Origin of the sequence: Marinobacter sp. UBA3604 (assembly GCF_002375325.1) — a bacterium.
Lineage (GTDB): Bacteria > Pseudomonadota > Gammaproteobacteria > Pseudomonadales > Oleiphilaceae > Marinobacter > Marinobacter salarius.
This window is the reverse complement of the sequence record NZ_DFMB01000015.1, coordinates 23757-46153: the sequence shown is the minus strand read 5'-3', so window position 1 is coordinate 46153 and position 22397 is coordinate 23757. Positions and strand designations below refer to the sequence as shown.

General features: G+C 57.8%; 27 protein-coding genes. 14 read left to right on the top strand and 13 right to left on the bottom strand.

The genetic code is table 11. The features are described 5' to 3' along the window. The first annotated feature begins 4 nt into the window (after positions 1–4). Positions 5–865, top strand: a complete 861-nt coding sequence (locus B2590_RS04330) for a carbon-nitrogen hydrolase family protein (protein WP_286810876.1) — start codon at positions 5–7, stop codon at positions 863–865. On the opposite strand, the gene yjgA is transcribed toward B2590_RS04330, so the two are convergent. The 12 genes from yjgA to B2590_RS04270 all read right to left on the bottom strand — a co-directional run bounded on the left by yjgA (position 862) and on the right by B2590_RS04270 (position 10204). Beyond that, on the bottom strand, positions 862–1392 hold the full coding sequence (gene yjgA, locus B2590_RS04325) for a ribosome biogenesis factor YjgA (protein ID WP_127401702.1): 531 nt from the start codon (positions 1390–1392) through the stop codon (positions 862–864). The genes B2590_RS04330 and yjgA overlap by 4 nt on opposite strands. 26 nt (positions 1393–1418) lie before the next feature. Continuing rightward, positions 1419–2780 (bottom strand): magnesium transporter, encoded by a 1362-nt coding sequence (mgtE, locus tag B2590_RS04320; protein WP_007155323.1) that lies wholly within the window; start codon positions 2778–2780, stop codon positions 1419–1421. A gap of 112 nt (positions 2781–2892) precedes the next feature. Continuing rightward, on the bottom strand, positions 2893–3162 hold the full coding sequence (locus B2590_RS04315; RefSeq protein WP_036209856.1) for an HPr family phosphocarrier protein: 270 nt from the start codon (positions 3160–3162) through the stop codon (positions 2893–2895). A 7-nt stretch (positions 3163–3169) separates the two neighbouring features. Next, positions 3170–4051, bottom strand: a complete 882-nt coding sequence (gene rapZ / locus B2590_RS04310; RefSeq protein WP_127401701.1) for an RNase adapter RapZ — start codon at positions 4049–4051, stop codon at positions 3170–3172. Between the two features lie 28 nt (positions 4052–4079). Continuing rightward, complete coding sequence (gene ptsN / locus B2590_RS04305; protein WP_127401700.1) at positions 4080–4550, bottom strand: PTS IIA-like nitrogen regulatory protein PtsN; 471 nt, start codon at positions 4548–4550, stop codon at positions 4080–4082. Between the two features lie 94 nt (positions 4551–4644). Beyond that, on the bottom strand, positions 4645–4953 hold the full coding sequence (gene hpf, locus B2590_RS04300) for a ribosome hibernation promoting factor (RefSeq protein ID WP_126812032.1): 309 nt from the start codon (positions 4951–4953) through the stop codon (positions 4645–4647). A gap of 124 nt (positions 4954–5077) precedes the next feature. Continuing rightward, positions 5078–6604 (bottom strand): RNA polymerase factor sigma-54, encoded by a 1527-nt coding sequence (locus B2590_RS04295; protein ID WP_041336355.1) that lies wholly within the window; start codon positions 6602–6604, stop codon positions 5078–5080. 152 nt (positions 6605–6756) lie between these two features. Next, entirely contained in the window at positions 6757–7482 is a 726-nt protein-coding gene (gene lptB / locus B2590_RS04290; protein WP_036209864.1) for an LPS export ABC transporter ATP-binding protein, read from the bottom strand. Beyond that, positions 7460–7993 carry a lipopolysaccharide transport periplasmic protein LptA gene (gene lptA, locus B2590_RS04285; protein ID WP_075196506.1) on the bottom strand — a complete coding sequence of 178 codons (534 nt, stop codon included), beginning with the start codon at positions 7991–7993 and terminating at the stop codon, positions 7460–7462. Before lptA ends, lptB begins: the two co-directional genes overlap by 23 nt. An 82-nt stretch (positions 7994–8075) precedes the next feature. Beyond that, positions 8076–8666: an LPS export ABC transporter periplasmic protein LptC gene (gene lptC / locus B2590_RS04280; protein ID WP_075196505.1), complete on the bottom strand. Its 591-nt coding sequence runs from the start codon at positions 8664–8666 to the stop codon at positions 8076–8078. Beyond that, entirely contained in the window at positions 8667–9224 is a 558-nt protein-coding gene (locus B2590_RS04275; protein WP_036209871.1) for a KdsC family phosphatase, read from the bottom strand. Then, positions 9224–10204, bottom strand: a complete 981-nt coding sequence (locus B2590_RS04270; RefSeq protein ID WP_036209873.1) for a KpsF/GutQ family sugar-phosphate isomerase — start codon at positions 10202–10204, stop codon at positions 9224–9226. The genes B2590_RS04275 and B2590_RS04270 overlap by 1 nt, the downstream gene beginning before the upstream one ends. A 226-nt stretch (positions 10205–10430) precedes the next feature. Between B2590_RS04270 and B2590_RS04265 the strand changes: the two genes are divergently transcribed. From B2590_RS04265 to B2590_RS04215, 11 genes are all read left to right on the top strand, one after another. Continuing rightward, the gene (locus B2590_RS04265; RefSeq protein WP_286810168.1) at positions 10431–11243 is read left to right on the top strand and encodes an ATP-binding cassette domain-containing protein; all 813 of its coding nucleotides are present in this window, start codon (positions 10431–10433) and stop codon (positions 11241–11243) included. After that, positions 11243–12022, top strand: a complete 780-nt coding sequence (gene mlaE, locus B2590_RS04260; protein ID WP_414673542.1) for a lipid asymmetry maintenance ABC transporter permease subunit MlaE — start codon at positions 11243–11245, stop codon at positions 12020–12022. The genes B2590_RS04265 and mlaE overlap by 1 nt, the downstream gene beginning before the upstream one ends. Before the next feature lie 38 nt (positions 12023–12060). Next, a complete protein-coding gene (mlaD, locus tag B2590_RS04255) occupies positions 12061–12516 on the top strand; it encodes an outer membrane lipid asymmetry maintenance protein MlaD (protein WP_286810167.1) in 456 nt (151 codons plus the stop codon). Positions 12517–12542: 26 nt separating this feature from the next. After that, positions 12543–13196: an MlaC/ttg2D family ABC transporter substrate-binding protein gene (locus tag B2590_RS04250; protein WP_414673541.1), complete on the top strand. Its 654-nt coding sequence runs from the start codon at positions 12543–12545 to the stop codon at positions 13194–13196. Continuing rightward, positions 13193–13534: an STAS domain-containing protein gene (locus tag B2590_RS04245; protein ID WP_286810166.1), complete on the top strand. Its 342-nt coding sequence runs from the start codon at positions 13193–13195 to the stop codon at positions 13532–13534. The genes B2590_RS04250 and B2590_RS04245 overlap by 4 nt, the downstream gene beginning before the upstream one ends. Before the next feature lie 60 nt (positions 13535–13594). Continuing rightward, positions 13595–13837 carry a BolA family protein gene (locus B2590_RS04240; RefSeq protein WP_036209886.1) on the top strand — a complete coding sequence of 81 codons (243 nt, stop codon included), beginning with the start codon at positions 13595–13597 and terminating at the stop codon, positions 13835–13837. Between the two features lie 27 nt (positions 13838–13864). Next, positions 13865–15127: a UDP-N-acetylglucosamine 1-carboxyvinyltransferase gene (gene murA, locus B2590_RS04235; RefSeq protein ID WP_036209888.1), complete on the top strand. Its 1263-nt coding sequence runs from the start codon at positions 13865–13867 to the stop codon at positions 15125–15127. 22 nt (positions 15128–15149) lie between these two features. Further along, positions 15150–15800, top strand: a complete 651-nt coding sequence (hisG, locus tag B2590_RS04230) for an ATP phosphoribosyltransferase (RefSeq protein ID WP_036209892.1) — start codon at positions 15150–15152, stop codon at positions 15798–15800. A gap of 189 nt (positions 15801–15989) precedes the next feature. Further along, complete coding sequence (hisD, locus tag B2590_RS04225; protein ID WP_286810164.1) at positions 15990–17312, top strand: histidinol dehydrogenase; 1323 nt, start codon at positions 15990–15992, stop codon at positions 17310–17312. After that, positions 17305–18360 carry a histidinol-phosphate transaminase gene (gene hisC / locus B2590_RS04220; RefSeq protein ID WP_041332430.1) on the top strand — a complete coding sequence of 352 codons (1056 nt, stop codon included), beginning with the start codon at positions 17305–17307 and terminating at the stop codon, positions 18358–18360. Before hisD ends, hisC begins: the two co-directional genes overlap by 8 nt. A gap of 34 nt (positions 18361–18394) precedes the next feature. Next, on the top strand, positions 18395–19138 hold the full coding sequence (locus B2590_RS04215; protein ID WP_286810163.1) for a Nif3-like dinuclear metal center hexameric protein: 744 nt from the start codon (positions 18395–18397) through the stop codon (positions 19136–19138). A gap of 3 nt (positions 19139–19141) precedes the next feature. Here B2590_RS04215 and B2590_RS04210 read toward each other — a convergent pair whose 3' ends face one another. Next, positions 19142–19579 carry a YhcB family protein gene (locus tag B2590_RS04210; RefSeq protein WP_007155665.1) on the bottom strand — a complete coding sequence of 146 codons (438 nt, stop codon included), beginning with the start codon at positions 19577–19579 and terminating at the stop codon, positions 19142–19144. Between the two features lie 263 nt (positions 19580–19842). Between B2590_RS04210 and zapE the strand changes: the two genes are divergently transcribed. Then, positions 19843–20940 carry a cell division protein ZapE gene (gene zapE / locus B2590_RS04205; protein ID WP_286810170.1) on the top strand — a complete coding sequence of 366 codons (1098 nt, stop codon included), beginning with the start codon at positions 19843–19845 and terminating at the stop codon, positions 20938–20940. A 33-nt stretch (positions 20941–20973) separates the two neighbouring features. Then, a complete protein-coding gene (locus B2590_RS04200) occupies positions 20974–22158 on the top strand; it encodes a thiolase family protein (RefSeq protein WP_286810162.1) in 1185 nt (394 codons plus the stop codon). Positions 22159–22397 lie beyond the last annotated feature (239 nt).

Sequence of the window (22397 nt, the reverse complement as noted above, 5' to 3'; positions counted from 1 at the left end):
CACGATGTCAACGCAAAAAGACAACCCCGTCAAATGGCAGGCAAGTCGGGTGGCGGCGGTACAGATGGTCAGTACTCATGACATCGCCGCCAACCTCAACGAGGCAGCAAGGCTGCTGAAGGAGGCGGCTGACGCAGGCGCCAGCATTGCGGTGCTGCCCGAGAACTTTGCGGTACTGGCCACAAAACAGATGATCGGCTGCGGTCGACGGGAAGCAGAACCGGATAATGTGATTCGGCAATTCCTGGAGCAGCAAGCGGCCGAACTGGGTATCTGGGTGGTGGGAGGCTCTCTGCCCATTGCCTCCAGGCCGGACGGTTCCACCGTGACCGATCGGGTTCGTGCCTGCTGTTATGTCTATGACGACCGTGGCCGTGAGGTTGCCCGCTACGACAAGATCCATCTTTTTGACGCCACGGTGGAAGATGCCCAGGGGCAGTATCGCGAGTCGGATACCTTCGAGCCGGGTGAGGACGTGGTTGTGGTTGATACGCCGGCAGGGCGGCTCGGCATGGCCATCTGTTATGACCTGCGTTTCCCTGAGCTGTTCCGACAACTCCGGGAGCAGGACGCCGAATGGGTATCCCTGCCCAGTGCTTTTACCTGGCATACCGGTGACGCCCACTGGCATGCGCTGATACGTGCCCGTGCCATTGAAAATCAGGTCTGGCTGGTGGCGGCAGCCCAGGGCGGCCAGAACAGCGAGCGCCGGCGCACCTATGGGCACAGCGCGATCGTGGATCCCTGGGGCCGAATACTGTCCGAGATCGATGAAGGGCCGGGTGTCGTCGTTGGCGAGCTTGATCGCGAAACACTCAAGGACATCCGCACGCGGATGCCCGTCTGGGAGCACCGAAGACTTTAGTTTCCGGTGGCTTCCGCGTCGTCGATGCACTCCCTGAGGTAGCGAAACAGCTTTCGTGGCTGGCCGGTATTCTTTTCTTTCTGTACGTCCCGGCGAGCGTTGCGCGCGAGGTTGCGCAAATGCTGTATATCCGCCGTTGCGCAGTAGTTCAGGAATTCGCCGACGGCCGGGTCGCCTTCCTCAATCATCCGGTCACGCCAACGTTCAGCAAGGTGATGTCGGCGGGTGTGCTCTTCGCTCCCGGCATCGAAGGCGTCGATGGCTCGAGTCAGCCCTTCCGGGTCGTCTTCCTGGCGGATAATCTTGCCGATGTACTGCAGGTGGCGGCGACGGGCTTCGTTCTGGCGAATGCGACGGGATTCCTCGATGGCCGCCCGCAGGGTGTCGCTGATGGGCAGGGTATTGAGCTGATCGTTACTCAGATCCAGCATGCGCCTGCCAAGATCCTGCAACTGGTGCATTTCACGCTTGAGTTGGGATTTGCTCGGGCCGAGGTATTCCGGGGCGTCGTCTTGGGAGTCGTTCATTTTAAGTCCGTGTTGTCGGATACAGGTTATCCGTAGAATATCGTCGCCAGACCAAGGAAGGCCATAAAGCCGACCACATCCGTGACCGTTGTCAGTATAACGCTACCGGCCAGTGCCGGATCAATGTTGCGGGACTTCAGGAACAGAGGCAGCACGGTACCCACGAGGGCCGCAGCGATCAGGTTGATAATCAGCGCGGCGGCGATAATGGCGCCAATCATGATGTCGCTGAACCAGAGGGTTGCCGCTGATGCAACCACCACCGCCCACAGCAATCCGTTCAGGGCACCCGCAATAAATTCGCGGTTTAGCAGCCAACCCACGTTAGCGCCACTGATCTGTCCCACGGCCATGCCGCGGATGACCAGGGTAAGGGTCTGACTGCCGGCGATGCCGCCCATGGATGCCACGATGGGCATCAATACCGCCAGGGCCACAACCTTCTCGATGGTCGCCTCAAACAGCCCGATCACGGCCGAAGCGGTAAAGGCTGTGAGCAGGTTGATGCCCAGCCACACGGCCCTGCGCCGGGTGGTCTTCAGAATCGGCGCGAAGGTGTCTTCGTCTTCATCAAGGCCGGCCATGCTCATCAGGGAGTGGTCTGCGTCTTCGCGAATAACGTCAACCACGTCATCGATGGTGATTCGGCCCAGGAGTCGGCCTTCCTCACTGACCACGGGTGCTGAGATCAGGTCGTAACGTTCGAACAGGGTTGCCACCTTGGTGTCGGACAGCGTAACCGGTATCGGTTCGATGTCCGTGTCCATCACTTCCCGCACGGTTGCCGCCGGGTTGGATACGAGCATTTTGGTGATGGGCAACATGCCGATGAACTCGTCGCGCCGGCTGACCACGATAAGACTATCCGTCATCGGCGGCAGGTTGCGATGACGGCGCAGGTAGCGCAAAACCACGTCGATACTGATGTCCGGGCGCACCGTAATGGTGTCCGTGTTCATCAGGCCGCCGGCGGTATCTTCCGGGTAGGAGAGGACTTCCTCGACGCGTTGACGGTCCTGCTCGTCCATGGTGTCCAGGACTTCCTGGATGACCGTGTCGGGCAACTGCTGCAGTAAGTCGGCCAGATCGTCCGACTCGAAATCCTCGATGATGTCAGCGAGTTCCTGAGCGTTCAGCTGGCTCAGGAAGTAACCTCGGATATCGTCGTTCAGATACTGGAGAACTTCGCCTTCAAGCTGCTTGTCGACCAGGTTCCAGAGCAGGGCACGCTGGCGCGGTGGCGATGATTCCAGCAGGTGGGCGATGTCACTGGGGCTCAGGCCACCATTCAGGATGCGGGCAACCTGTTTCAGGGCGCCACTGTCCAGCGCTTCGCTCAGGGAGCGAAGGCGTTGGCGCGCTTGGCTTTTCTCCAGAATATCGGTCATGGATCACCCACGGTCAGAAAACCCTCGTATTATAGCGAAGTTAGGCAACATAGGTGAGGAAGAGTTGTAGGTGAATGCCGTAGACGGGCAAGGATGTCCAGTGTGGAGGTGGTTATTCGCCTTCCCCGAAGTAGTCGTTGATCAGCGTAACCAGCGCATCGACAGCTTCGGACTCATCCGGACCGTCTACAATCAGCTCTACCTCTGATCCCTGGCTGGCGGCGAGCATCATGACTGGCATGATGCTTTTGGCGTCCACCTGTCGCCCTTTGCGACTGATCTGAATGCTGCTGTCGAATTCAGATGCCTTGCCCACCAGTTTGGCTGCGGCCCGGGCATGGAGCCCAAGTTTGTTGATGATGGTAATGGGGCGGCGGATCATAGGCGGTTCAGCTTTCCCTGCTTTGCAGGTGGGGCAGTTCGGTGTGGCGAACCTGCACATTGCTGTATTTGCCCGAGAAATAGCGGCCGAGCTGATCGCAGATATAAACCGAGCGATGCTGGCCACCGGTGCAGCCGATGGATATGGTCATATAGCTGCGGTTGCTGTCTGAGAACGAGGGTAGCCAGTTTTCCAGGAATTGGGTCAGGTCCTCGACCATCTTACGGCTCAACGGTTCCTTTTCCAGGAAATCGATAACCGGCTGGTCGGTGCCCACAAACTGCCGAAGGCTGGTGTCCCAATAGGGATTGGGCAGACAGCGCACATCGAACACATAGTCCGAATCCAACGGTACACCGTGCTTGAACCCGAACGACTGGAACAGCAGCGCCAGTTCCTGGTGACGCCTGCCCGCAACCCGCTGCTTCACCATATCCCGGAGCTCATACATGGACAGCCCCGTGGTGTCGATGTAGAGGTCTGCCAGCTTGGAAAGCGGCTCCAGAAGCTTCTTTTCGTTACCGATGGCCTCCCTCAGGGAGGTCTTGTCATCACTCAGTGGATGCTTTCGGCGCGTGGCATGGAAGCGCTGCAGAAGAGACTGTTCATCGGCGTCGAGATAGATGATCTCGATGGTTACGCCAGTATCCTGAAGGCTGCGGTAGATATCCTCGAAGTTGCTCAATTCTCCGGAAAGGTTACGGGCATCGATGCTGACCGCCATCTTTCCCAGCCGGCTGGGAGAGTTCTGGTTGGTGGCTTCCTGCGTGAGGGGGAACAGGAGGCCAATGGGCAGGTTGTCAATGCAGTAAAAGCCCAGGTCTTCCAGAACATGTAACGCGGTACTTTTCCCGGAACCTGATCGGCCGCTGACGATGATCAGTTTCATAGCCCGTTCACCTTGGATGTGGAGTGGTTCAGCCTGTCTCGGCTGTCATCCGGCGATAGAGAGAGCCTGCATCAGTGCACTGACGCAGCTGGTCGCAGAATGCACGCTCGTTGAACTTTTCGGCAAGCTGGCTCAAAAGCTCAAGATGCTCGCTGGTGGCTTCCTTGGGGACAATCAAGGTGAAGACGAGGTCCACCGGCTGATTGTCGATAGCATCGAACGCAACGCCTTCTTCCAGGGTCAGCAATACGCCGACCACGTGATCCAGCCCTTCCAGCCTGCAATGGGGGATCGCGATGCCCTGTCCGATGCCTGTGCTCCCCAGTCGCTCCCGCGCGACCAGGTTGGTGAATATCTGGGTGTCGCTGAGCAAAGAGTCGTGCTGCTGGATCTGCTCGGCAATGGTTTCCATAACCCGCTTTTTGCTGGAGGCAGGCACCCGGCAAAGGGTTAGCTCCGGCGCGAGAATGTTCTCGATAGTCAGGGATGTGTCGGTCATGAATCGACTGCATTTCCGTAAAAAAAGGCTGCGGCACCTATTGCATGGTTAGCCAGTGCCGCAGCTCGATTAACTGTCATGCCGGGGCGTCGTCCTAGCGGGCGCCATTCCCGTGCATCCGGTCTACGTTCTTTTCCTTGTGCTTCAGAATCTGCCTGTCCAGCTTGTCTACCAGTCCATCAATGGCAGCGTACATATCGCTGTTTTCGGCCTTTGCGTGAATCTCACCACCTATCACGTGAAGCGTAGCTTCCGCCATCTGGCGCACTTTTTCCACCTCAAGGGTAACCTGGCAATTGCTGATATGGTCGAAGTGCCGCTCAAGCTTTTCAAATTTGCCTGATACGTAATCTTTCAGTGCGGGAGTCAGTTCTACGTGATGGCCTGAAATATTGAGTTGCATAGGCTTCTCCTGTTTTCAGCTTGCCGGCACCCGTTAGGATACCGGCTGTGTGCCACAGCGTTATGCTGCAGGCGGTATACTTTCAGGAAAGGGCTCTCCCCGTGAGGCCGGGAACAGACGCTTCCTACACCAATCGCTTTCGCTCGTTGGACGGAGGAATGTGCATTGCCTCGCGATACTTGGCCACGGTTCGTCTAGCCACCTTTATACCCTGGTCTCCTAGCATGGCTGCAATTTTGCTATCGCTCAATGGCTTTTTCGGAGTTTCCGTTGCAATCAGCTTCTTGATCATCGCGCGGATTGCCGTGGATGAGCACTCTCCACCTTCGTCGGTACTGACATGGCTCGAGAAAAAATACTTAAGTTCAAATATGCCCCGCGGTGTGTGCATGTATTTCTGGGTGGTGACCCTTGAAATGGTCGACTCGTGCATTTCCACCGCCTGGGCAATATCCGAGAGAATCAATGGTTTCATGGCTTCCTCGCCATGGTCCAGAAACCCCTGCTGGTGCTCGACAATGCGCGTGGCCACCTTGAGCAGGGTTTCGTTGCGGCTCTGCAGGCTCTTGATGAACCACTTTGCCTCCTGCAACTGGTCCCGCAGGTAGGTGTTGTCGGCGCTGCTGTCCGCACGCTTTATAAGAGAAGCATAGCTTGCATTCACACGAATGCGTGGTGCAATTTCAGGATTCAGTTCCACGCGCCAGCGCTCATTGTGCTTGCGCACGATCACATCCGGGATGACATAGTCCGGCTCGGCCTGGTCCAGGGTGTCGCCGGGGCGGGGGTTCAAACCGGTAATAAGTGCCAGGACATCCCGTAGCTGTTCTTCTTTCAGGCGGCTGCGGCGCAACAGCTGGGCGTAATCGCGGTTACCCAGCAGGTTTATGTAGTGGGTAATCACCAGTCGCGCCTGAGCCAGCCAGGGTGTTTCCGGGGGCAGTTGGTTCAGCTGGATCAGCAGGCATTCCTGCAGATCACGGGCGAACACGCCGGGTGGATCGAAGTGCTGCAGGCGATGAAGAACGGCTTCCACTTCGTCCAGTTCCAGCGGGTCTTCGTCGGATTCGTCCACCATGCCTGAATGAATTTCTTCAAGCGGAGAGGTCAGGTAGCCGTGGTTATCAACCGCATCCATCAGGGCATGGGCGATGGCCTGATCCCGCTCGCTCATGGGCGTCAGGTTCAGTTGCCATTCCAGGTGGTCCTGGAGCGTTTCGGTGGGGGAGTTACGGGTTTCGAAGTCGTGGTCGTTTTCGTCGTCGTTACGGGCTGCTGACGCGGGGGCTGACTGGTAAATGTCATCCCAGGCGGTGTCGACGGGAAGATCATCGGGAATGGTGTCGGGACTGTCCGTTTCTGATGACCAGTCAGGTCCATTTTCGGATTCGTCCCACTCAGTAGCAGTGTCTGAAGCGGTGTTGGATTCCTCGGTTGACGCTGTTTCAGACGACTCGTTGTCACTGTCCGTTGATTCCGGATTCTGGTTGTCGTCGTCTTCGGAGGTTTCCAGCATTGGGTTGGATTCCAATGCCTGCTGGATTTCCTGCTGGAGGTCCAGGGTGGAGAGCTGCAGAAGCCTGATAGCCTGTTGCAGCTGGGGCGTCATGGTCAGGCTTTGGCCCAGCTTTAACTGTAGTGAGGCTTTCATAACCATGGTTCAGGATCCGTCACTCGGTCTCTCTCTTCCGTCACTCAGGCTCTCTCTTTACGTCATCAGGGCGCTTTCTGGAGCCGGGGTTGCACAAAAACTCTTTGTATGCTGGCTACTTGCCGCACCAAGCAAGTTCTTTGCCGAGTCTACTACAGGCGAAACTCGTTGCCTAGATACACTTCCTTGACCTGTTGGTTGGCCAGTATATCGTCCGAATTACCAGAGGCAATGATGTGGCCGCCGCTGACAATGTACGCATTCTCGCAGATGTCGAGGGTTTCCCGCACGTTGTGGTCGGTGATCAGTACGCCGATACCCTTGTCCCGCAAGTGTCGGATGATCTGCTTGATGTCGCTCACGGAGATCGGGTCGACTCCGGCGAAGGGTTCGTCCAGCAGGATGAACGCCGGCTCCATCGCCAGCGCCCGGGCAATTTCCACCCGTCGTCGCTCGCCGCCTGACAGGGCCATGCCGACGCTATCGCGGATGTGGGTAATGTGAAACTCTTCAAGCAGTTCCTCTAACTTGGCCTCCCGGTCAGTGCGTTTGAGTTCGCGGCGGGTTTCCAGGATCGCCAGTATGTTGTCGCGTACGGTAAGCTTGCGGAACACGGATGCTTCCTGGGGCAGGTACCCGATTCCCTTGCGGGCACGACCATGCATGGGCAGCGGCGTTATGTCCTGATTGTCGATGGTGATTCGACCGTTGTCGGCGGGAACCAGGCCAACAATCATGTAGAAACACGTCGTTTTGCCCGCGCCATTGGGGCCGAGTAAGCCGACGATTTCGCCACTGCGAATTTCCAGGGAAACGTCGATGACGACCTTCTTCTGTTTGTAGCTTTTTGCGAGGTTACTGGCCCTGAGAACTGCCATCGATATCCTGTCCGTTAGGGTTGTTATCTGGATTGCTACCGGCGTTGCCGCGCGGCTGGATGACCATTTCGACGCGACCGCTGCCATCGCCCTGGTCAGCAGAGCCTTCTGCGGTCACCACGCGTTCGGCGCTGTCATAATGAATGACGTCACCCCGGAACAGGTTGCCGCCCTGTTCGATCACAGCTTCGCGCTGAAAGGTAACCCGGTTGTCGGAGGCGGACCAGGTGATCGTTAGCGCACGGGCGTCGGTTTCGCCCTGGCCTTCCATGGCAGGCTGGCGGTAGCGTGCCGGGGTACCGGTGGCTTCAATGCGGCTGACGCCATTCTCATCCCGGTGGAGTACAACTTTGTCCGCCATAAGGTTGGCATCGCCCTGGCTCATTTCAACCGAGCCGGTATAGGTTGCAATGCCCTGGCCTTCGTCGAGCCGCGCGTTGTCGGCATTGACCCTGATGGGTTGGTCAGACTCAAGATCAAAGGCCGCGGCGAACGGCATGCCCACGGTCATTGTCAGCGCCAGGACAATCGCTGAGACTGCCGGGCGCAATGCCACCGGTTGGTGCCTATTGCGGTGAGGGTTGGGCATGAATTTACTTGCCGGTCTCATAGCGTCCTTCCACGTCAGAGTCGAGTTCGAGGATTCGGTCATCAATCCAGGCCTTCATGCCGGTTGCGCGGGTCAGGCTGAACGAGTCGGTCAGTTCCACCGGGGCGTCTGTGTAAACAGTACGCTCTGTGTTATCCAGTGTCAGCGTTGACGTGGTTAATGTCAGGGGGCGCCCACCTTGGGCTTGCTGGGACACCCGAACATCCCCCGTCAAGTGGACCAGGTCGTCAGCTTCCATGAATTGGCCTTTGTTGGCCTGGACTTGCCAGGGTGCGTTGCCGGGGTCGCCGTAGAGCGTCGCATTCGGCGATTCCATAATGGTTTCGTTGCGGGCCTCGAATTGCTCGATACGTGGGCTTTCGAAGTGTGCGGTAAGCCGCCCGGTCTCGTCGAAAGACAGATAGCGACCATTGACCACGAAACCGTCTGGTTCCGATTCGCCTCTCAGCGCGGCGGCATCCACCGGCTCTGATGACTCGTCACTTTGCCAGAGCAGGAAAAACAGTGCCACTATCGTGACAGCCAGCCCCAGGGTTCGTACCCAGGGCCGGGTAAAGAGGGCTTCAGCGGCCATTCAGTCCTGCTCCAGGTAGGGTTGCAGGCTTGCGTTGAGCTGCCCGCAGGCGCAGAGCAGCAGTTCGCAGGCTTCACGGACCGCGCCGCTACCCCCTGCGGCCGACGTGCAAAAATCCGCGTGCTGGCGCACCAGCCAGTAGCCGTTGGGTACTGTTATGCCCAGTCCGGCGTAACGGATTGCGGGCAGGTCCGGCAGGTCATCACCCATGTAGGCAATCTGGTGTGGCGCGATCTCCAGCCGTGCCGCCAGTTCCCGCAGGGCGATTTTCTTGTCCTCTCGGCCTTGCATCAGGTGTGGGATGCCGAGGTCATTCATGCGTTTCTCTGTCAGCGGCGAGCGCCGTCCGGTAATGACGGCAACGTTGATGCCAGCAGCCATAACCTGTTTGATGCCCAGGCCGTCGAGAATGTTGAACCCTTTCATTTCATCGCCTGAAGCGCTGAACAGCAGCGTGCCGTCGGTCATGATGCCGTCCACATCCAGGGCCAGCAGGCGAATGGCAGCGGCTTTTTCAATCAGCTCCGCTGGCCATTGAGGGCGCAGAGTGTCGGCCATCAGATCACTCCCGCCCGCAACAGGTCGTGCATGTTGATAGCGCCGGTCAGTTTGCCGTCACGATTGATGACGGGCAGGGCGTTGATCTTCAGCTCTTCCATCATGTTCAGTGCCTCGGCGGCCAGTTGGTCATCGTGGATCACACGACCGTTGCGGGTCATGGCCTCGGCAATCGGCGTGTTGTGAATGTCCACGGAGCGGTCCAGGGTGCGGCGCAGGTCGCCGTCTGTAAATACACCGACCAGGTCGCCCTCGGCATTAATGACCGTCGTCATACCCAGCCCCTTGCGGGAAATCTCCAGCAATGCGCCGCTGAGGGTGGTGTCTTCCTGCACTCGGGGGATCTGGTCCCCAGTGTGCATAATATCGCTGACACGCAGCAGCAACCTGCGGCCCAGACTGCCACCGGGGTGTGAGAGCGCAAAGTCTTCGGTGCTGAACCCCCGGGCTTCAAGCAGTGCCACGGCCAGGGCATCGCCCATCACCAGAGTGGCCGTGGTGCTGGAGGTGGGGGCCAGGCCAAGAGGACAGGCCTCCTGGGCGACACTGATATCCAGGTTGGCAACGGCCTCCCGAGCCAGGGTGGAGTTCTCGTTGCCTGTCATGCTGATCAGCGGGGCTCCCATGCGCTTTATTAACGGCAAAATGGTCAGCACTTCGCTGGTGTTGCCGCTGTTGGAAATGCCCAGGACCACGTCCTGACTGGTGATCATGCCCAGGTCACCGTGGCTGGCCTCGCCCGGGTGTACGAAGAACGAGGGCGTTCCGGTGCTGGCGAGGGTGGCAGCGATCTTGTTGCCGATATGGCCGGATTTGCCCATGCCGGTCACGACAACACGCCCCTTGCACGCCATGATTACTTCGCAGGCGCGGACGAAACGGTCATCAATCCGGTCGGTCAGAGCGTGAATGGCCTCACGCTCGATCTCGATGGCTCGGAGGGCGGATTCTTTGAAGGTCTGGCTGGTTTCGGTGTTCATCTGGCTTCCGGGTTCGAAATGTTGATGCTTTCGTCGTGACAAAAGTATATCACTTCAAGGGCTTTGGCTGCCCTTCATGACAAGACGTTCAGCAAAACTGATCATTGACATCAGTTCATTTTGTGAAGGATGGATTGAGGTTCACGGCAGGTTGACATAATGTAGCGCACTCATTAAAGGCTGGGAATGCGGGTTCACCGACACTCAGGCGGTTTTGGAAGCAGGTATGGACACATCCCCCTACATTGAATTGAGAGACGTGGTTTTCAGTCGCGGGAATCGTCGTATTTTTGATGGCGTCAGCCTGGACATTCCCCGCAGCAAGATTACCGCCATCATGGGGCCGAGTGGCACTGGCAAGACTACCTTGTTGCGGCTGATCGGCGGCCAGCTGAAACCAGATTCGGGCAGCATATTCGTAGCGGGGGAGAACGTTCCTCAGCTCAAGCGCAAGGCGCTTTACCGTCTGCGGGAAAAGATGGGGATGCTGTTCCAGAGTGGAGCGCTGTTCACGGATCTCAGTGTCTTTGAAAACGTGGCGTTCCCGCTCAGGGTTCATACCACCTTGCCGGAGGACATGATCCGCGACATCGTTCTAATGAAGCTCGAAGCTGTGGGGCTTCGCGGAGCCCGGGATCTGATGCCGGCAGAGCTGTCAGGTGGTATGACCCGGCGCGTGGCCCTGGCCCGCAGCATCGCGATGGACCCGGAACTCATCATGTACGACGAGCCCTTTGCCGGCCAGGACCCGATTGCCATGGGCGTGCTGGTCAAGTTGATCCGGGATCTCAACAGTTCCATGGGCCTGACCAGCGTGCTTGTTTCCCATGACGTGCCGGAGTCCCTGAGCATCTGTCACTACGCCTGTATTGTTTCGGATGGCCGTATCATCGGTGACGGTACGCCCGAGGAGTTAAGGGCGCATCCATCGGAGCAGGTGCAGCAGTTCCTGCATGGTCATCCTGATGGGCCTGTGCCCTTTCATTATCCAGCTGCCGATGCGGGCCAGGACTGGGGCGTGAACGGGAGGAATGACTGATGGACAAGTTGGCGGCTTTCGGCCGATCGGGGCTGAACATGATTGCATCACTGGGCCGCTCCGGGCGTTTTCTCGCCGGTGCCCTGGGGGGTGTTCCGCGGCCATCGGTTGGCTTTCCGTTGCTGCTGAAGCAACTGTATTCAGTCGGCGTTCTTTCCCTGGCCATTATTGTGGTGTCCGGTCTGTTTATCGGGATGGTTCTCGGGCTGCAGGGGTATACCATCCTCAGTGACTACGGGTCCGAGGCTGCGATCGGGCAGATGATAGCCCTGACCCTGGTGCGGGAATTGGGCCCGGTGGTGACAGCGTTGCTGTTTGCCGGCCGAGCAGGCTCGGCACTGACGGCGGAAATCGGATTGATGAAAACCACCGAACAACTGTCCAGTATGGAAATGATGGGGGTTGATCCGCTCCGCCGGGTAATCGCCCCCAGGCTCTGGGCGGGTTTTATCTCGGTACCGATACTGGCGGCGGTATTTTCCATGGTGGGTATCTGGGGCGGCATGCTCGTGGGTGTGGAGTGGCTGGGCGTGTTCGAAGGCTCATTCTGGGGCAATATGCAGTCGTCCGTGAGTTTCACTACCGATGTCCTGAATGGCGTTCTCAAAAGCGTTGTCTTTGGGTTTGTCTGCACCTGGATTGCGGTCTACCAGGGATATGATTGTGTGCCCACCTCGGCCGGCATCAGCGCTGCAACCACCAAGACCGTGGTGTATTCGTCGCTGGCCGTACTCGGGCTGGATTTTGTGCTTACCGCCGTCATGTTTGGTGACTTCTGATCGCGGTATAATGGAACGTCAGGAAACAGGGGGCCGAAATGGCACAGAGAACAACCGAAGTGATTGTGGGGCTGTTCATGATCGCGGGCATCGCCGCCATGATGTTTCTGGCGTTGCAGGTCAGCGGGCTGACACCGAAAGCGCCGGAAAGCTCCTACACGCTCTACGCCAACTTCAACGATGCCGGCGGGCTGACGCCTCGCGCAAAGGTGTCCATGGCGGGAGTGACCGTTGGCAAAATCCGCGAAATAACCCTGAACCGGGAAACCTACCAGGCCCGGGTGGTTATTGATGTAAACGCCAGCGTGGACAATATTCCGGCGGACAGCTCAGCAGTAATACGTACATCCGGCCTGCTTGGCGAACAGTACATTGATATTTCAGTGGGTGGCGATATGGAATCCCTGGGTGACGGGGATACCTTCTATTCCACCCAATCCGCCATGAATCTTGAGCGGCTTATAACCAACTTTGCCTCTGGGCAGGCACAATGAAAGACAGTGGTTCACGGGAGACAACCATGGTTCAGATCAGACAAAGCCTGATGATCGTCGCGTTGCTGATGGTAGCGCTGGCAGCACCGGCCCACGCCGGTCCGGAGGAGGATCTCCGCGAGTATGTCGATAAGAACACCCAGCGCCTGGTCGACAAGCTGAATGAGGAAAAGGGCCTGTATGAAAAAGACCCTCAGGCGTTTTACCGGAGCATGGATCAGGAACTGAAGAACTTTGTTGATTTCCGCCGTATCGCCGCCCGTGTCATGGGCCGCTATGCGCGGCAGACGTCACCGGAACAACGGGATGAATTCGTGGAGAAATTCAAGCGCAGCCTGTTCGACAGCTACGCTCAGGCGCTGGTAAGTGCGGATGACTTCACCATTGAGGTGAAGGAAGCCACCATCAATCCGAATGACGACGGACGTGCCTCCGTACGCATGGAGGTGATCAGTGCCTCCGGCAACCGCTATCCGGTGACGTACTCCATGTATGAGGCGGAAGAAGGGCGCTGGATGATGGAAAACGTGATCGTCGAAGGCGTGAACATCGGTCTCGCTTTCCGTGACCGTTTCAGTCAGGAAATGGAGAAAAACGGCGGTGAGGTTCAGTCCGTTATCGACGGCTGGGGCGATGCGGTGGAGTCCCTGAAACTGGAAGGTGACGTCGACCAATCATGAGCGCGGATCAGCCTGTGGTGACTCTTGATGGCGACACGTTATTGGTGAGCGGCGCGGTTGATCCGCTCACCGTGATCTCCGTCAGGCAGGAAGGCGAGAAGTGGATACGGGCGAGCAAGGCGGATTTACAGGTGGACCTGTCCGCCATGGGCACCGCGCACAGCGTGGTGCTGTCTCTGCTGCTGTGTTGGCACCGCCTTGCAGTTGCCCACAGTCAGGCTCTGCGATTTACCGGCGTAAGTGAACGGCTGAACTCTTTGGCGGCCCTGAGCGGCCTTGATCGCCATTTGCCGGGTTTTTCCGCCCAGTCCTCTTCTGAAAACCTGCACCATAGCTGACCCGAATGCCATAATTGGTTACAATCTCGCCCCTGATTTAAAAACGCCCGAGGATTATTTATGGAAGCCACCGAAGTTGCCGAGTTGGTTAAAGAGGCGCTGCCCGGCTGTGAGGTCGAAGTGCAGGTCGATGGCAATCACTATCTTGTTGTTGTAGTGGGCGATGTATTCGAGGGTTTGCCAACCATCAAACGGCAGCAACTGATCAACAAGGCGCTGTTCCAGCACATTCTGGACGGTACCATTCATGCCCTGCACCCCAAGGCCTTTACACCGGCTGAATGGGCCGCGCGCCAGGGCTGACACGCCCGCAAACTACAGGACACCATTGTGGACAAACTTCTGATCAGAGGCCGCAAGCCTCTCGATGGCGAAATCCGGATTTCCGGCGCCAAGAACGCCGCCCTACCGATTCTGGCTGCCACCCTGTTGGCGGATGAGCCGGTGACCGTGGGCAACCTGCCGCACCTGAACGACATCACCACGATGATCGAGCTGCTGGGCCGCATGGGTGTGGAACTGATGATCGACGAAAAAATGAGCGTCGAAGTTCACGCCAACACCATCAAGCAGTTCCATGCGCCCTACGAGCTGGTGAAAACCATGCGGGCCTCGATCCTGGTGTTAGGGCCGTTGGTAGCGCACTTTGGTGAAGCGGAAGTGTCCCTGCCGGGTGGCTGTGCTATCGGTAGCCGGCCGGTGAACCTGCACATTCATGGCCTGGAACAGATGGGCGCCGACATCAAGGTCGAAAACGGTTATATCAAGGCAAAGACCAATGGCCGCCTGAAAGGCGCGCACATCTTCCTGGACACCGTGACCGTCACCGGTACGGAAAACCTGATGATGGCTGCCGCGTTGGCCGATGGTAAAACCATCCTGGAAAACGCTGCCCGGGAACCGGAAGTGGTGGATCTCGCTGAATGCCTGATCGCCATGGGTGCTGACATCAAGGGTCATGGCTCCGCAACGATTGAGATCAACGGTGTCGAGCGTTTGCATGGCTGTCACTACGATGTGCTGCCGGATCGCGTCGAAACTGGCACCTACCTGGTTGCAGCAGCAGCTACCCGTGGCCGGGTCAAGCTCAAGGATACCCGCGAGGATCTGCTGGAAGCGGTCCTGCTGAAGCTGGAAGAGGCCGGTGCCCACATTGATACGGGCAAGGACTGGATTTCGCTGGATATGAAAGGCAATCAGCCAAAAGCGGTTAGCCTACGCACAGCGCCATACCCTGCGTTTCCGACCGATATGCAAGCGCAGTTTGCGGCGATGAACGCGGTATCCGAAGGCACTGGCACCATCGTGGAAACGGTCTTCGAGAACCGGTTCATGCACCTGCAGGAGCTGATCCGCATGGGTGCGGACATTACTCTTGAGGGCAACGCTGCGATCATCAAGGGCGTGGATCACCTCACCGGTGCCCCGGTGATGGCAACGGACCTGCGGGCGTCCGCGAGCCTGGTCATTGCCGGGCTGGTGGCGGATGGAGACACCATCGTTGATCGCATCTACCACATCGACCGTGGCTACGAGTGTATCGAAGAAAAATTGCAGCTGTTGGGCGCCAGTATCCGCCGCTTGCCAGCCTGAACACATTGAACCGGAAAGACGCATGACCGATTCCATCACCATCGCGCTGTCGAAGGGGCGAATCCTCGACGAGACCCTGCCGCTGTTAAAAGAAGCGGGTATCGAACTGGTCGACGATGTTAAGAAGTCCCGGAAACTGGTGTTTCCCACCACGGACCCGAACGTACGGGTTTTGATCCTTCGGGCCACCGACGTGCCCACCTATGTGCAATACGGTGGGGCGGATCTGGGGGTAACCGGTAAGGATGTGCTGATGGAGCACGGCGGTGAGGGGCTGTATGAGCCACTGGACCTGAATATTTCCCGGTGTCGGTTGATGACGGCCGGGAAGAAAGACTGCAAAGCGCCAGAGGGCCGTTTGCGTGTGGCGACCAAGTTCGTAAATTTGGCACGGCGCTATTACGCGGCCCAGGGGCGGCAGGCCGATATCATCAAGCTCTACGGTGCGATGGAGCTTGCTCCGATTCTCGGGCTCGCCGACGAGATTGTCGATATCGTTGATACCGGCAATACCCTGAAAGCGAATGGCCTTGAGGCTCGCGAGCTGATTGAAAACATCAGTTCTCGCCTTGTGGTTAACCGTGCCTCGATGAAGATGAAACACCAGGGCATTAATCCCATAATTGAGAAAATGTCGATCGCCGTCGAAAAACGTCGGCAGGTTTCGGAGTAAGAACGGCTCAGGAAGGGCTTTCCAAAACACGCTCCTTCGGCACATCCATGTGGCGCTTGGACTCCGCCATCCATGGCTCCGTACAGTTTTGGAAAGCCCTTCCTGACCCGTTCCCGGGCCATTTCCTTGTCCTCAGACCAATGACACTTTTCAAACCGCGGAGTAAATTCGCAAAGCAGGAAAGAAGAAATGACTGATATCAGCATCAGACGATTGAACGCTTCCGACAGTGACTTTGACAGTGCGCTGGCCAAGCTATTGGCGTGGGAAGACAGTGTGGATCATCAGGTGAATGAGTCGGTTCGTCATATCCTGCATGAGGTGAAAACCCGTGGGGATGCTGCGGTTCTGGAGTTTACCGAGAAGTTTGATCGCTTGAAGGTTGGCACTGTTGCTGAGCTGGAAATGGGGCAGGATCGCTTGCGGCAGGCGCTGGAGGCTATTCCCCAGGGGCAGCGTGTTGCCCTTGAAAAGGCCGCCGAGCGGGTGCGTGACTATCACGAGCGTCAGAATCAGACGTCCTGGCAGTATGAAGACGATGACGGCACCGTACTCGGTCAGAAGGTCACGCCGCTGGATCGGGCAGGGCTGTATGTGCCCGGTGGCAAGGCGGCCTATCCCTCCTCCGTGCTAATGAACGCCATCCCGGCGAAGGTCGCGGGTGTGGGCGAGGTGATTATGGTGGTTCCCACGCCGGACGGTGTGGTGAACGAACTGGTTCTGGCCGCTGCGGCGATTGCGGGTGTGGATCGCGTCTTTTGTGTGGGGGGGGCCCAGGCGGTGGGTGCATTGGCCTACGGCACACAGACCATTCCTGCCGTCGATAAGATTGTTGGGCCGGGCAATATTTTTGTCGCTACCGCCAAGCGAGAGGTATTCGGAACCGTTGGTATCGACATGATTGCAGGCCCTTCGGAGATTCTGGTGATTTGTGACGGCAAGACTGACCCAGACTGGATTGCCATGGATTTGTTCTCTCAGGCCGAGCACGATGAGCAGGCTCAGTCCATTCTTATCAGTCCCGATGCCGATTTCCTGGATGCCGTGGAAGCCAGCATCAACAAGCTGCTGCCGACCATGGAGCGGGCCGGCATCATCGCTACCTCGATGACGGATCGGGCTGCGCTGATTCACGTGGCCGACTTGTCGGAAGCGGCTCGCGTTTCCAATCGTATTGCGCCGGAGCACCTGGAGCTTTCGGTGGAAGATCCGGAAAATCTGGTGGACGAGATTCGCCATGCCGGTGCCATCTTTATGGGGCGCTATACGGCGGAGGCGCTGGGCGATTATTGCGCCGGGCCGAACCATGTGTTGCCGACGTCCGGGACGGCGCGTTTCTCCTCTCCTCTGGGGGTTTATGACTTCCAGAAACGGTCGTCCCTGATTGGTTTTTCTGCAGCCGGTGCCGACAGGATGGGGCGAGTTGCCTCTGTTCTGGCGCGTGGAGAAGGGTTAACGGCTCACGCCCGTTCTGCAGAGTATCGGGTTCGGGAGGGCCAGTCAGATGAGTAAGTTCTGGAGTTCACGGGTCAAAGAGTTGGTCCCCTATGTACCGGGGGAGCAGCCGAAAATGGCCAACCTCGTGAAACTGAATACCAACGAAAACCCTTTCGGCCCGTCTCCGAAGGTGATCGAGGCGATCAACACGGAACTGAATGACAGCCTTCGGCTTTATCCGGACCCCGAAAGTGAAGCTCTGAAAAGCACCATCGCGAAGTACTATGGCGTGCAGGGCGAGCAGGTTTTCCTCGGTAACGGTTCCGACGAAGTGCTGGCACACATCTTTTATGGTCTGTTCCAGCACGGTGAGCCCGTGTTGTACCCCGATATCACCTACAGTTTTTATCCGGTGTATTGCGGCCTCTACAACATCGAAGGCAAGACCGTACCGCTGACCGACAGCTTTGAGATTGATCCCAAGGACTATAAGCAGCCGAACGGCGGCATCATCTTCCCCAATCCCAATGCGCCCACTGGGCGTTACCTGGCGCTGGATAAGGTTGAGGCTATCGTCGCCGCCAATCCCGACCGGGTTGTGGTTGTGGATGAAGCCTATGTGGATTTCGGCGGCGAGAGTGCGATCAAGCTGGTGGGGAAATACCCCAATCTGCTGGTTTGCCAGACGCTGTCCAAGGCCCGTTCCCTGGCCGGGTTGCGCGTCGGTTTCGCCATCGGCAGCCCGGAGGTCATCGAAGCCCTGAACCGCGTCAAGAACAGCTTTAACTCTTATCCTATTGACCGCCTGGCTCAGGTCGGCGCCATTGCGGCATTCGAGGATGAAGACTGGTTTCGAGCCACCTGCGAAGGCGTCATTGGCGAGCGAGGGTGGGTTACCTCGAAACTGGAAGCCTTGGGGTTCGATGTATTGCCCTCAAAGGCCAACTTTATTCTTGCGCGCCACCCGGATCATGCCGGTGAGGCGTTGGCGAAGGGGCTTCGGGAGAAGGGGGTTATCGTGCGTCACTTCAATAAGCCCCGCATCTCGGACTTCCTGCGCATCACCATCGGCACGGCGGACCAGAACAAGCGACTGGTCGAGTGCCTTAAACCGTTGGTGTAACACGAGACATTCAAGGCAAACCCACGGAGGCAGCATGGCTTCACGCAATGAGATACTCCGCACACTGAACGACTGGTTGGCCCCGCAAGACTTCAAGGACTATTGCCCTAATGGCCTGCAGGTCGAGGGCACTGAAGAGGTCCGTACCATAGTAAGTGGCGTCACGGCTTCCCGGGCGCTCGTGGACGCGGCGATCGAAGCCGATGCCGACATGATTCTGGTGCATCACGGGTATTTCTGGAAAGGTGAGGATCAGGCCATCCGTGGCATGAAACGGGTCAGGATCAAGCGCCTGCTGGAGCACGATATCAATCTGGTTGCTTACCACCTGCCGTTGGACGATCACCCTGAGTATGGCAACAATCGGCAGTTGGCCGACGTGTTGGGTATTCTCAATCCCCGGCCACTGGGCGGACTTGTGTGGCAGGGCGAACTGAGCGCCCCGATGGCGCCCCGGGTGTTCGCGGAGTTGATCGGAGAGCGTCTGGCCCGTGCTCCGCTTTGGGTCGGGGACGGCTCCGCAGAGATTTCCCGGGTCGGCTGGTGTACCGGTGCAGCTCAGGGGTTCATTGGCAGCGCCTTGGAAGCCGGGCTGGATGCCTACATCAGTGGCGAGATTTCAGAACCCACTACCCATACTGCCCGGGAATGCGGTATTCATTACTACGCAGCTGGCCATCACGCCACTGAGCGGTATGGCGTTCAGGCCCTGGGGCGAGCCCTGGAGCAAACATTTGGGGTAAGTCACCGGTTTATCGACTGCGATAACCCGGTGTAAGCGTCAGGCTTTCTGCTGCTTTTCGGCCAGGCCAAAGTCTTCGGCCAGGGTGCCTTTTTCCTGGGGGTCGCTCTTGGGGGCGTAGTCCCGGGGTGGCTCTGCATCATCCTTGCTGGCGGCGCCTTCCAGACGCGCCTTGGCGTTCTCTTTCTCGAGCTCCAACAGCCAGTCTTCGTCGTTGCACAGGCGGTTAGCGCCCCGCGCCATGTGCTGATTTACGTCCCGGTAGGTGTCGTTGAAGCGGCGCAGCAGATGCGCAGATTCCATAAAATGCTCGTTCACTTGCGCCTGATAGCGTGTGTACTCGTTTCTCAGCTCCTCGATCTGCTGTTCAGCCCGGCGCTGCCGCAGGGTGGAGCCTTGACCAGACCGGCCAACCAGAACCCCGATGACAATGCCAACAATCAATGCGGCGATGGCTGCCAGAATCAGGTTTGTCATAAGCTGTGTCATCCTTTTGATGAATAGGAATTCCTTCCTAAAGTATATCGTCTCAAGGCCCTTTCACGCACGAATGCTCAGTGCGCCAATCGTCGTATTGCGTCGTGTGTCGGGCTTGCCCCCCCGCTGCAGCGGTCTCCGGGAGTGCCGAACGTGGCGAATAAAGCCAAAATCGGCCACAATACGCCGCCGTTATGAATGACCATACTTCGGGAAACGCCTTAATGACACCCCAAAAGCGAATCCGTATGACCACTACCCATATGACCCCATGGGAACGATACCAGCAGGACCTTGAGCGGCCCGAGTTTCACAAAGACCCGGCCCAGGAAGATGCGGTCCGCCGTTTGCAGTCACTTTACGACAAACTGGTGGCGGCGGAAAGGGAGCGGGACAAACCGATGGTCAAACTTCGCCTCAAGTTCAAGAAGGGCAAAGAAGATCCGGTGAAGGGTTTGTATTTCTGGGGCGGCGTGGGTCGCGGTAAAACTTACCTCATGGATACGTTCTATGAAGCTCTGCCCTTTGATCGCAAGATGCGGGTGCACTTCCACCGGTTTATGCAGCGTGTTCACAAGGAACTGAAAAGCCTGAAAGGCGAGAAAAACCCGTTGGATATCGTGGCGAAAATGTTTGCGGACGAAACCCGGGTGATTTGCTTTGACGAATTTTTTGTCTCTGACATCGGTGACGCCATGATACTGGCAACATTGATGGATGGTCTGTTCAGCCGTGGTGTGACCTTGGTTTGTACCTCCAATATCGTGCCTGACGGGCTTTACAAGGATGGCCTGCAGCGTGCCCGCTTCCTGCCCGCCATCGCGCTGGTCAAGAAACACACCGAGGTGGTGAATGTGGATGGCGGTGTGGATTATCGCCTGAGAACCCTGGAGCAGGCGGAGCTTTACCATTTTCCGCTGGATGAAGACGCGGACAAAAGCCTCCAGAAGAGTTACGACGGGCTTGCGCTTGAGGCTGGCAGCCACAGCCTGGAACTGGATATCAATGGTCGTAAACTCACGGCTCTCAGCCATGCGGACGATGTGGTCTGGTTTGAGTTCAAAACCCTGTGCGACGGCCCCCGTAGCCAGAATGATTACATTGAACTGGCCCGCGAATTTCACGCCGTCATCATCAGCAATGTGCCGGTCCTCGGTAAAGACAAGGAAGACCAGGCCCGCCGGTTCATTAATATGATCGACGAGTTTTATGATCGAAACGTGAAGGTGATCATTTCCGCGGAAGCCCCGATTACCAACCTGTACGCCGGTGGGCGGCTCGGGTTTGAGTTTGAGCGAACAGAATCCCGGTTATTGGAGATGCAGTCCAGGGAATATCTGGAAGCGCCCCACAAAGCCTGATAAACAACCTGTCAATACGAGAGAGATCCCAATATGAGCACAGACAACGTCGTCATCGTCAGCGGTGTACGCACCCCCATGGGTGGATTCCAGGGCAGTCTGGCCGCCGTTTCAGCGCCGGAGCTTGGCGCCATCAGCATTGCCGAGGCGATTCGCCGTGCCGGGTTGCAGCCGGCCGACGTTCAAGAAGTCATTATGGGCAACGTGCTGCCCGCAGGCCTCAAACAGGGGCCTGCACGACAGGCCATGCGTCAGGCCGGACTTCCCGATAGCACCGGCGCTACCACGATCAACAAGCTTTGCGGTTCCGGGATGAAAGCCGCCATGTTTGCCCACGATGTGATCAAGGCCGGTACTAACGACATCATGGTGGCTGGTGGCATGGAAAGCATGTCGAATGCGCCTTACATCCTGCAGGGTGCCCGCAGTGGCTACCGCATGGGGCCCGGGCAGGCGCCACAGGACCACATGTTCCTGGACGGGCTTGAAGATGCGGAAACCGGTCGGTTGATGGGCGCCTTCGCCCAGGAAATGGCCGACAAGAAAGGCTACACCCGGGAAGAGATGGACGAGTACGCCATCACCTCCCTGACCCGGGCCAAGAAAGCCATTGAAGAAGGCCTGCTGAAAGACGAAATCATTCCCGTCACCGTCAAGACCCGAAAAGGCGAAGTGGTGGTTGAGGACGACGAGCAGCCCCACAACGCCAACATCGAGAAGATCCCGAGCTTGCGCCCGGCCTTTGCGAAAGACGGCACCGTCACCGCCGCCAATGCCTCCTCGATATCCGACGGCGCCTCCGCACTGGTACTGATGCGTGAATCCGAAGCCGAAAAGCGCGGCCTCAAACCGCTCGCCCGGATCGTTGCCCACAGCACCCAGTCCCAGCATCCGGCTGAATTCACCTGCGCTCCGGTGGGTGCCATCGAAACCCTTTTCGCCAAAACCGGCTGGACAAAGGACGACGTGGACCTGTTTGAGATCAACGAAGCCTTCGCCATGGTCGCCATGATGCCGATCCGCGAGCTCGGCCTGGACCCGGAGAAGGTCAATATCCACGGCGGCGCCTGTGCCCAGGGCCACCCGGTTGGCTCCACCGGCTCCCGCCTGCTGGTGACGCTGATGCACTCCCTCAATCACTACGGCAAGAAGAAGGGTGTTGCAGCACTGTGTATCGGCGGTGGTGAGGCAACGGCGATGGCTATTGAAATGCTGTGATTTGTGCCGGCTGGTTGCATCCAAATTTGTTGACTATAGTGACTCAGTGCGAGGGAAGTCTGCCGCAGAGAGGGGCGTAATAGAGAGAGGCTTAATCGTAAAATCATACTTTTGACTGATCAAAGCGTTCGATGGCGTTAGCTATAGTGCCAACATCACGAGCACTGTGCATGAAGCCTCCAAACATCGTGAACACCAATAATCAGAGCAGCGACTCAGAACAACAATGGAGTAGCCTT

Bases quoted from the DNA above. Each gene is read 5' to 3' on its own strand.
- B2590_RS04330 (WP_286810876.1), top strand. From the start codon at position 5: ATGTCAACGCAAAAAGACAACCCCGTCAAATGGCAGGCAAGTCGGGTG.
- yjgA (WP_127401702.1), bottom strand. From the start codon at position 1,392: ATGAACGACTCCCAAGACGACGCCCCGGAATACCTCGGCCCGAGCAAA.
- mgtE (WP_007155323.1), bottom strand. From the start codon at position 2,780: ATGACCGATATTCTGGAGAAAAGCCAAGCGCGCCAACGCCTTCGCTCC.
- B2590_RS04315 (WP_036209856.1), bottom strand. From the start codon at position 3,162: ATGATCCGCCGCCCCATTACCATCATCAACAAACTTGGGCTCCATGCC.
- rapZ (WP_127401701.1), bottom strand. From the start codon at position 4,051: ATGAAACTGATCATCGTCAGCGGCCGATCAGGTTCCGGGAAAAGTACC.
- ptsN (WP_127401700.1), bottom strand. From the start codon at position 4,550: ATGACCGACACATCCCTGACTATCGAGAACATTCTCGCGCCGGAGCTA.
- hpf (WP_126812032.1), bottom strand. From the start codon at position 4,953: ATGCAACTCAATATTTCAGGCCATCACGTAGAACTGACTCCCGCACTG.
- B2590_RS04295 (WP_041336355.1), bottom strand. From the start codon at position 6,604: ATGAAAGCCTCACTACAGTTAAAGCTGGGCCAAAGCCTGACCATGACG.
- lptB (WP_036209864.1), bottom strand. From the start codon at position 7,482: ATGGCAGTTCTCAGGGCCAGTAACCTCGCAAAAAGCTACAAACAGAAG.
- lptA (WP_075196506.1), bottom strand. From the start codon at position 7,993: ATGACCGTGGGCATGCCGTTCGCCGCGGCCTTTGATCTTGAGTCTGAC.
- lptC (WP_075196505.1), bottom strand. From the start codon at position 8,666: ATGGCCGCTGAAGCCCTCTTTACCCGGCCCTGGGTACGAACCCTGGGG.
- B2590_RS04275 (WP_036209871.1), bottom strand. From the start codon at position 9,224: ATGGCCGACACTCTGCGCCCTCAATGGCCAGCGGAGCTGATTGAAAAA.
- B2590_RS04270 (WP_036209873.1), bottom strand. From the start codon at position 10,204: ATGAACACCGAAACCAGCCAGACCTTCAAAGAATCCGCCCTCCGAGCC.
- B2590_RS04265 (WP_286810168.1), top strand. From the start codon at position 10,431: ATGGACACATCCCCCTACATTGAATTGAGAGACGTGGTTTTCAGTCGC.
- mlaE (WP_414673542.1), top strand. From the start codon at position 11,243: ATGGACAAGTTGGCGGCTTTCGGCCGATCGGGGCTGAACATGATTGCA.
- mlaD (WP_286810167.1), top strand. From the start codon at position 12,061: ATGGCACAGAGAACAACCGAAGTGATTGTGGGGCTGTTCATGATCGCG.
- B2590_RS04250 (WP_414673541.1), top strand. From the start codon at position 12,543: ATGGTTCAGATCAGACAAAGCCTGATGATCGTCGCGTTGCTGATGGTA.
- B2590_RS04245 (WP_286810166.1), top strand. From the start codon at position 13,193: ATGAGCGCGGATCAGCCTGTGGTGACTCTTGATGGCGACACGTTATTG.
- B2590_RS04240 (WP_036209886.1), top strand. From the start codon at position 13,595: ATGGAAGCCACCGAAGTTGCCGAGTTGGTTAAAGAGGCGCTGCCCGGC.
- hisG (WP_036209892.1), top strand. From the start codon at position 15,150: ATGACCGATTCCATCACCATCGCGCTGTCGAAGGGGCGAATCCTCGAC.
- hisD (WP_286810164.1), top strand. From the start codon at position 15,990: ATGACTGATATCAGCATCAGACGATTGAACGCTTCCGACAGTGACTTT.
- hisC (WP_041332430.1), top strand. From the start codon at position 17,305: ATGAGTAAGTTCTGGAGTTCACGGGTCAAAGAGTTGGTCCCCTATGTA.
- B2590_RS04215 (WP_286810163.1), top strand. From the start codon at position 18,395: ATGGCTTCACGCAATGAGATACTCCGCACACTGAACGACTGGTTGGCC.
- B2590_RS04210 (WP_007155665.1), bottom strand. From the start codon at position 19,579: ATGACAAACCTGATTCTGGCAGCCATCGCCGCATTGATTGTTGGCATT.
- zapE (WP_286810170.1), top strand. From the start codon at position 19,843: ATGACCCCATGGGAACGATACCAGCAGGACCTTGAGCGGCCCGAGTTT.
- B2590_RS04200 (WP_286810162.1), top strand. From the start codon at position 20,974: ATGAGCACAGACAACGTCGTCATCGTCAGCGGTGTACGCACCCCCATG.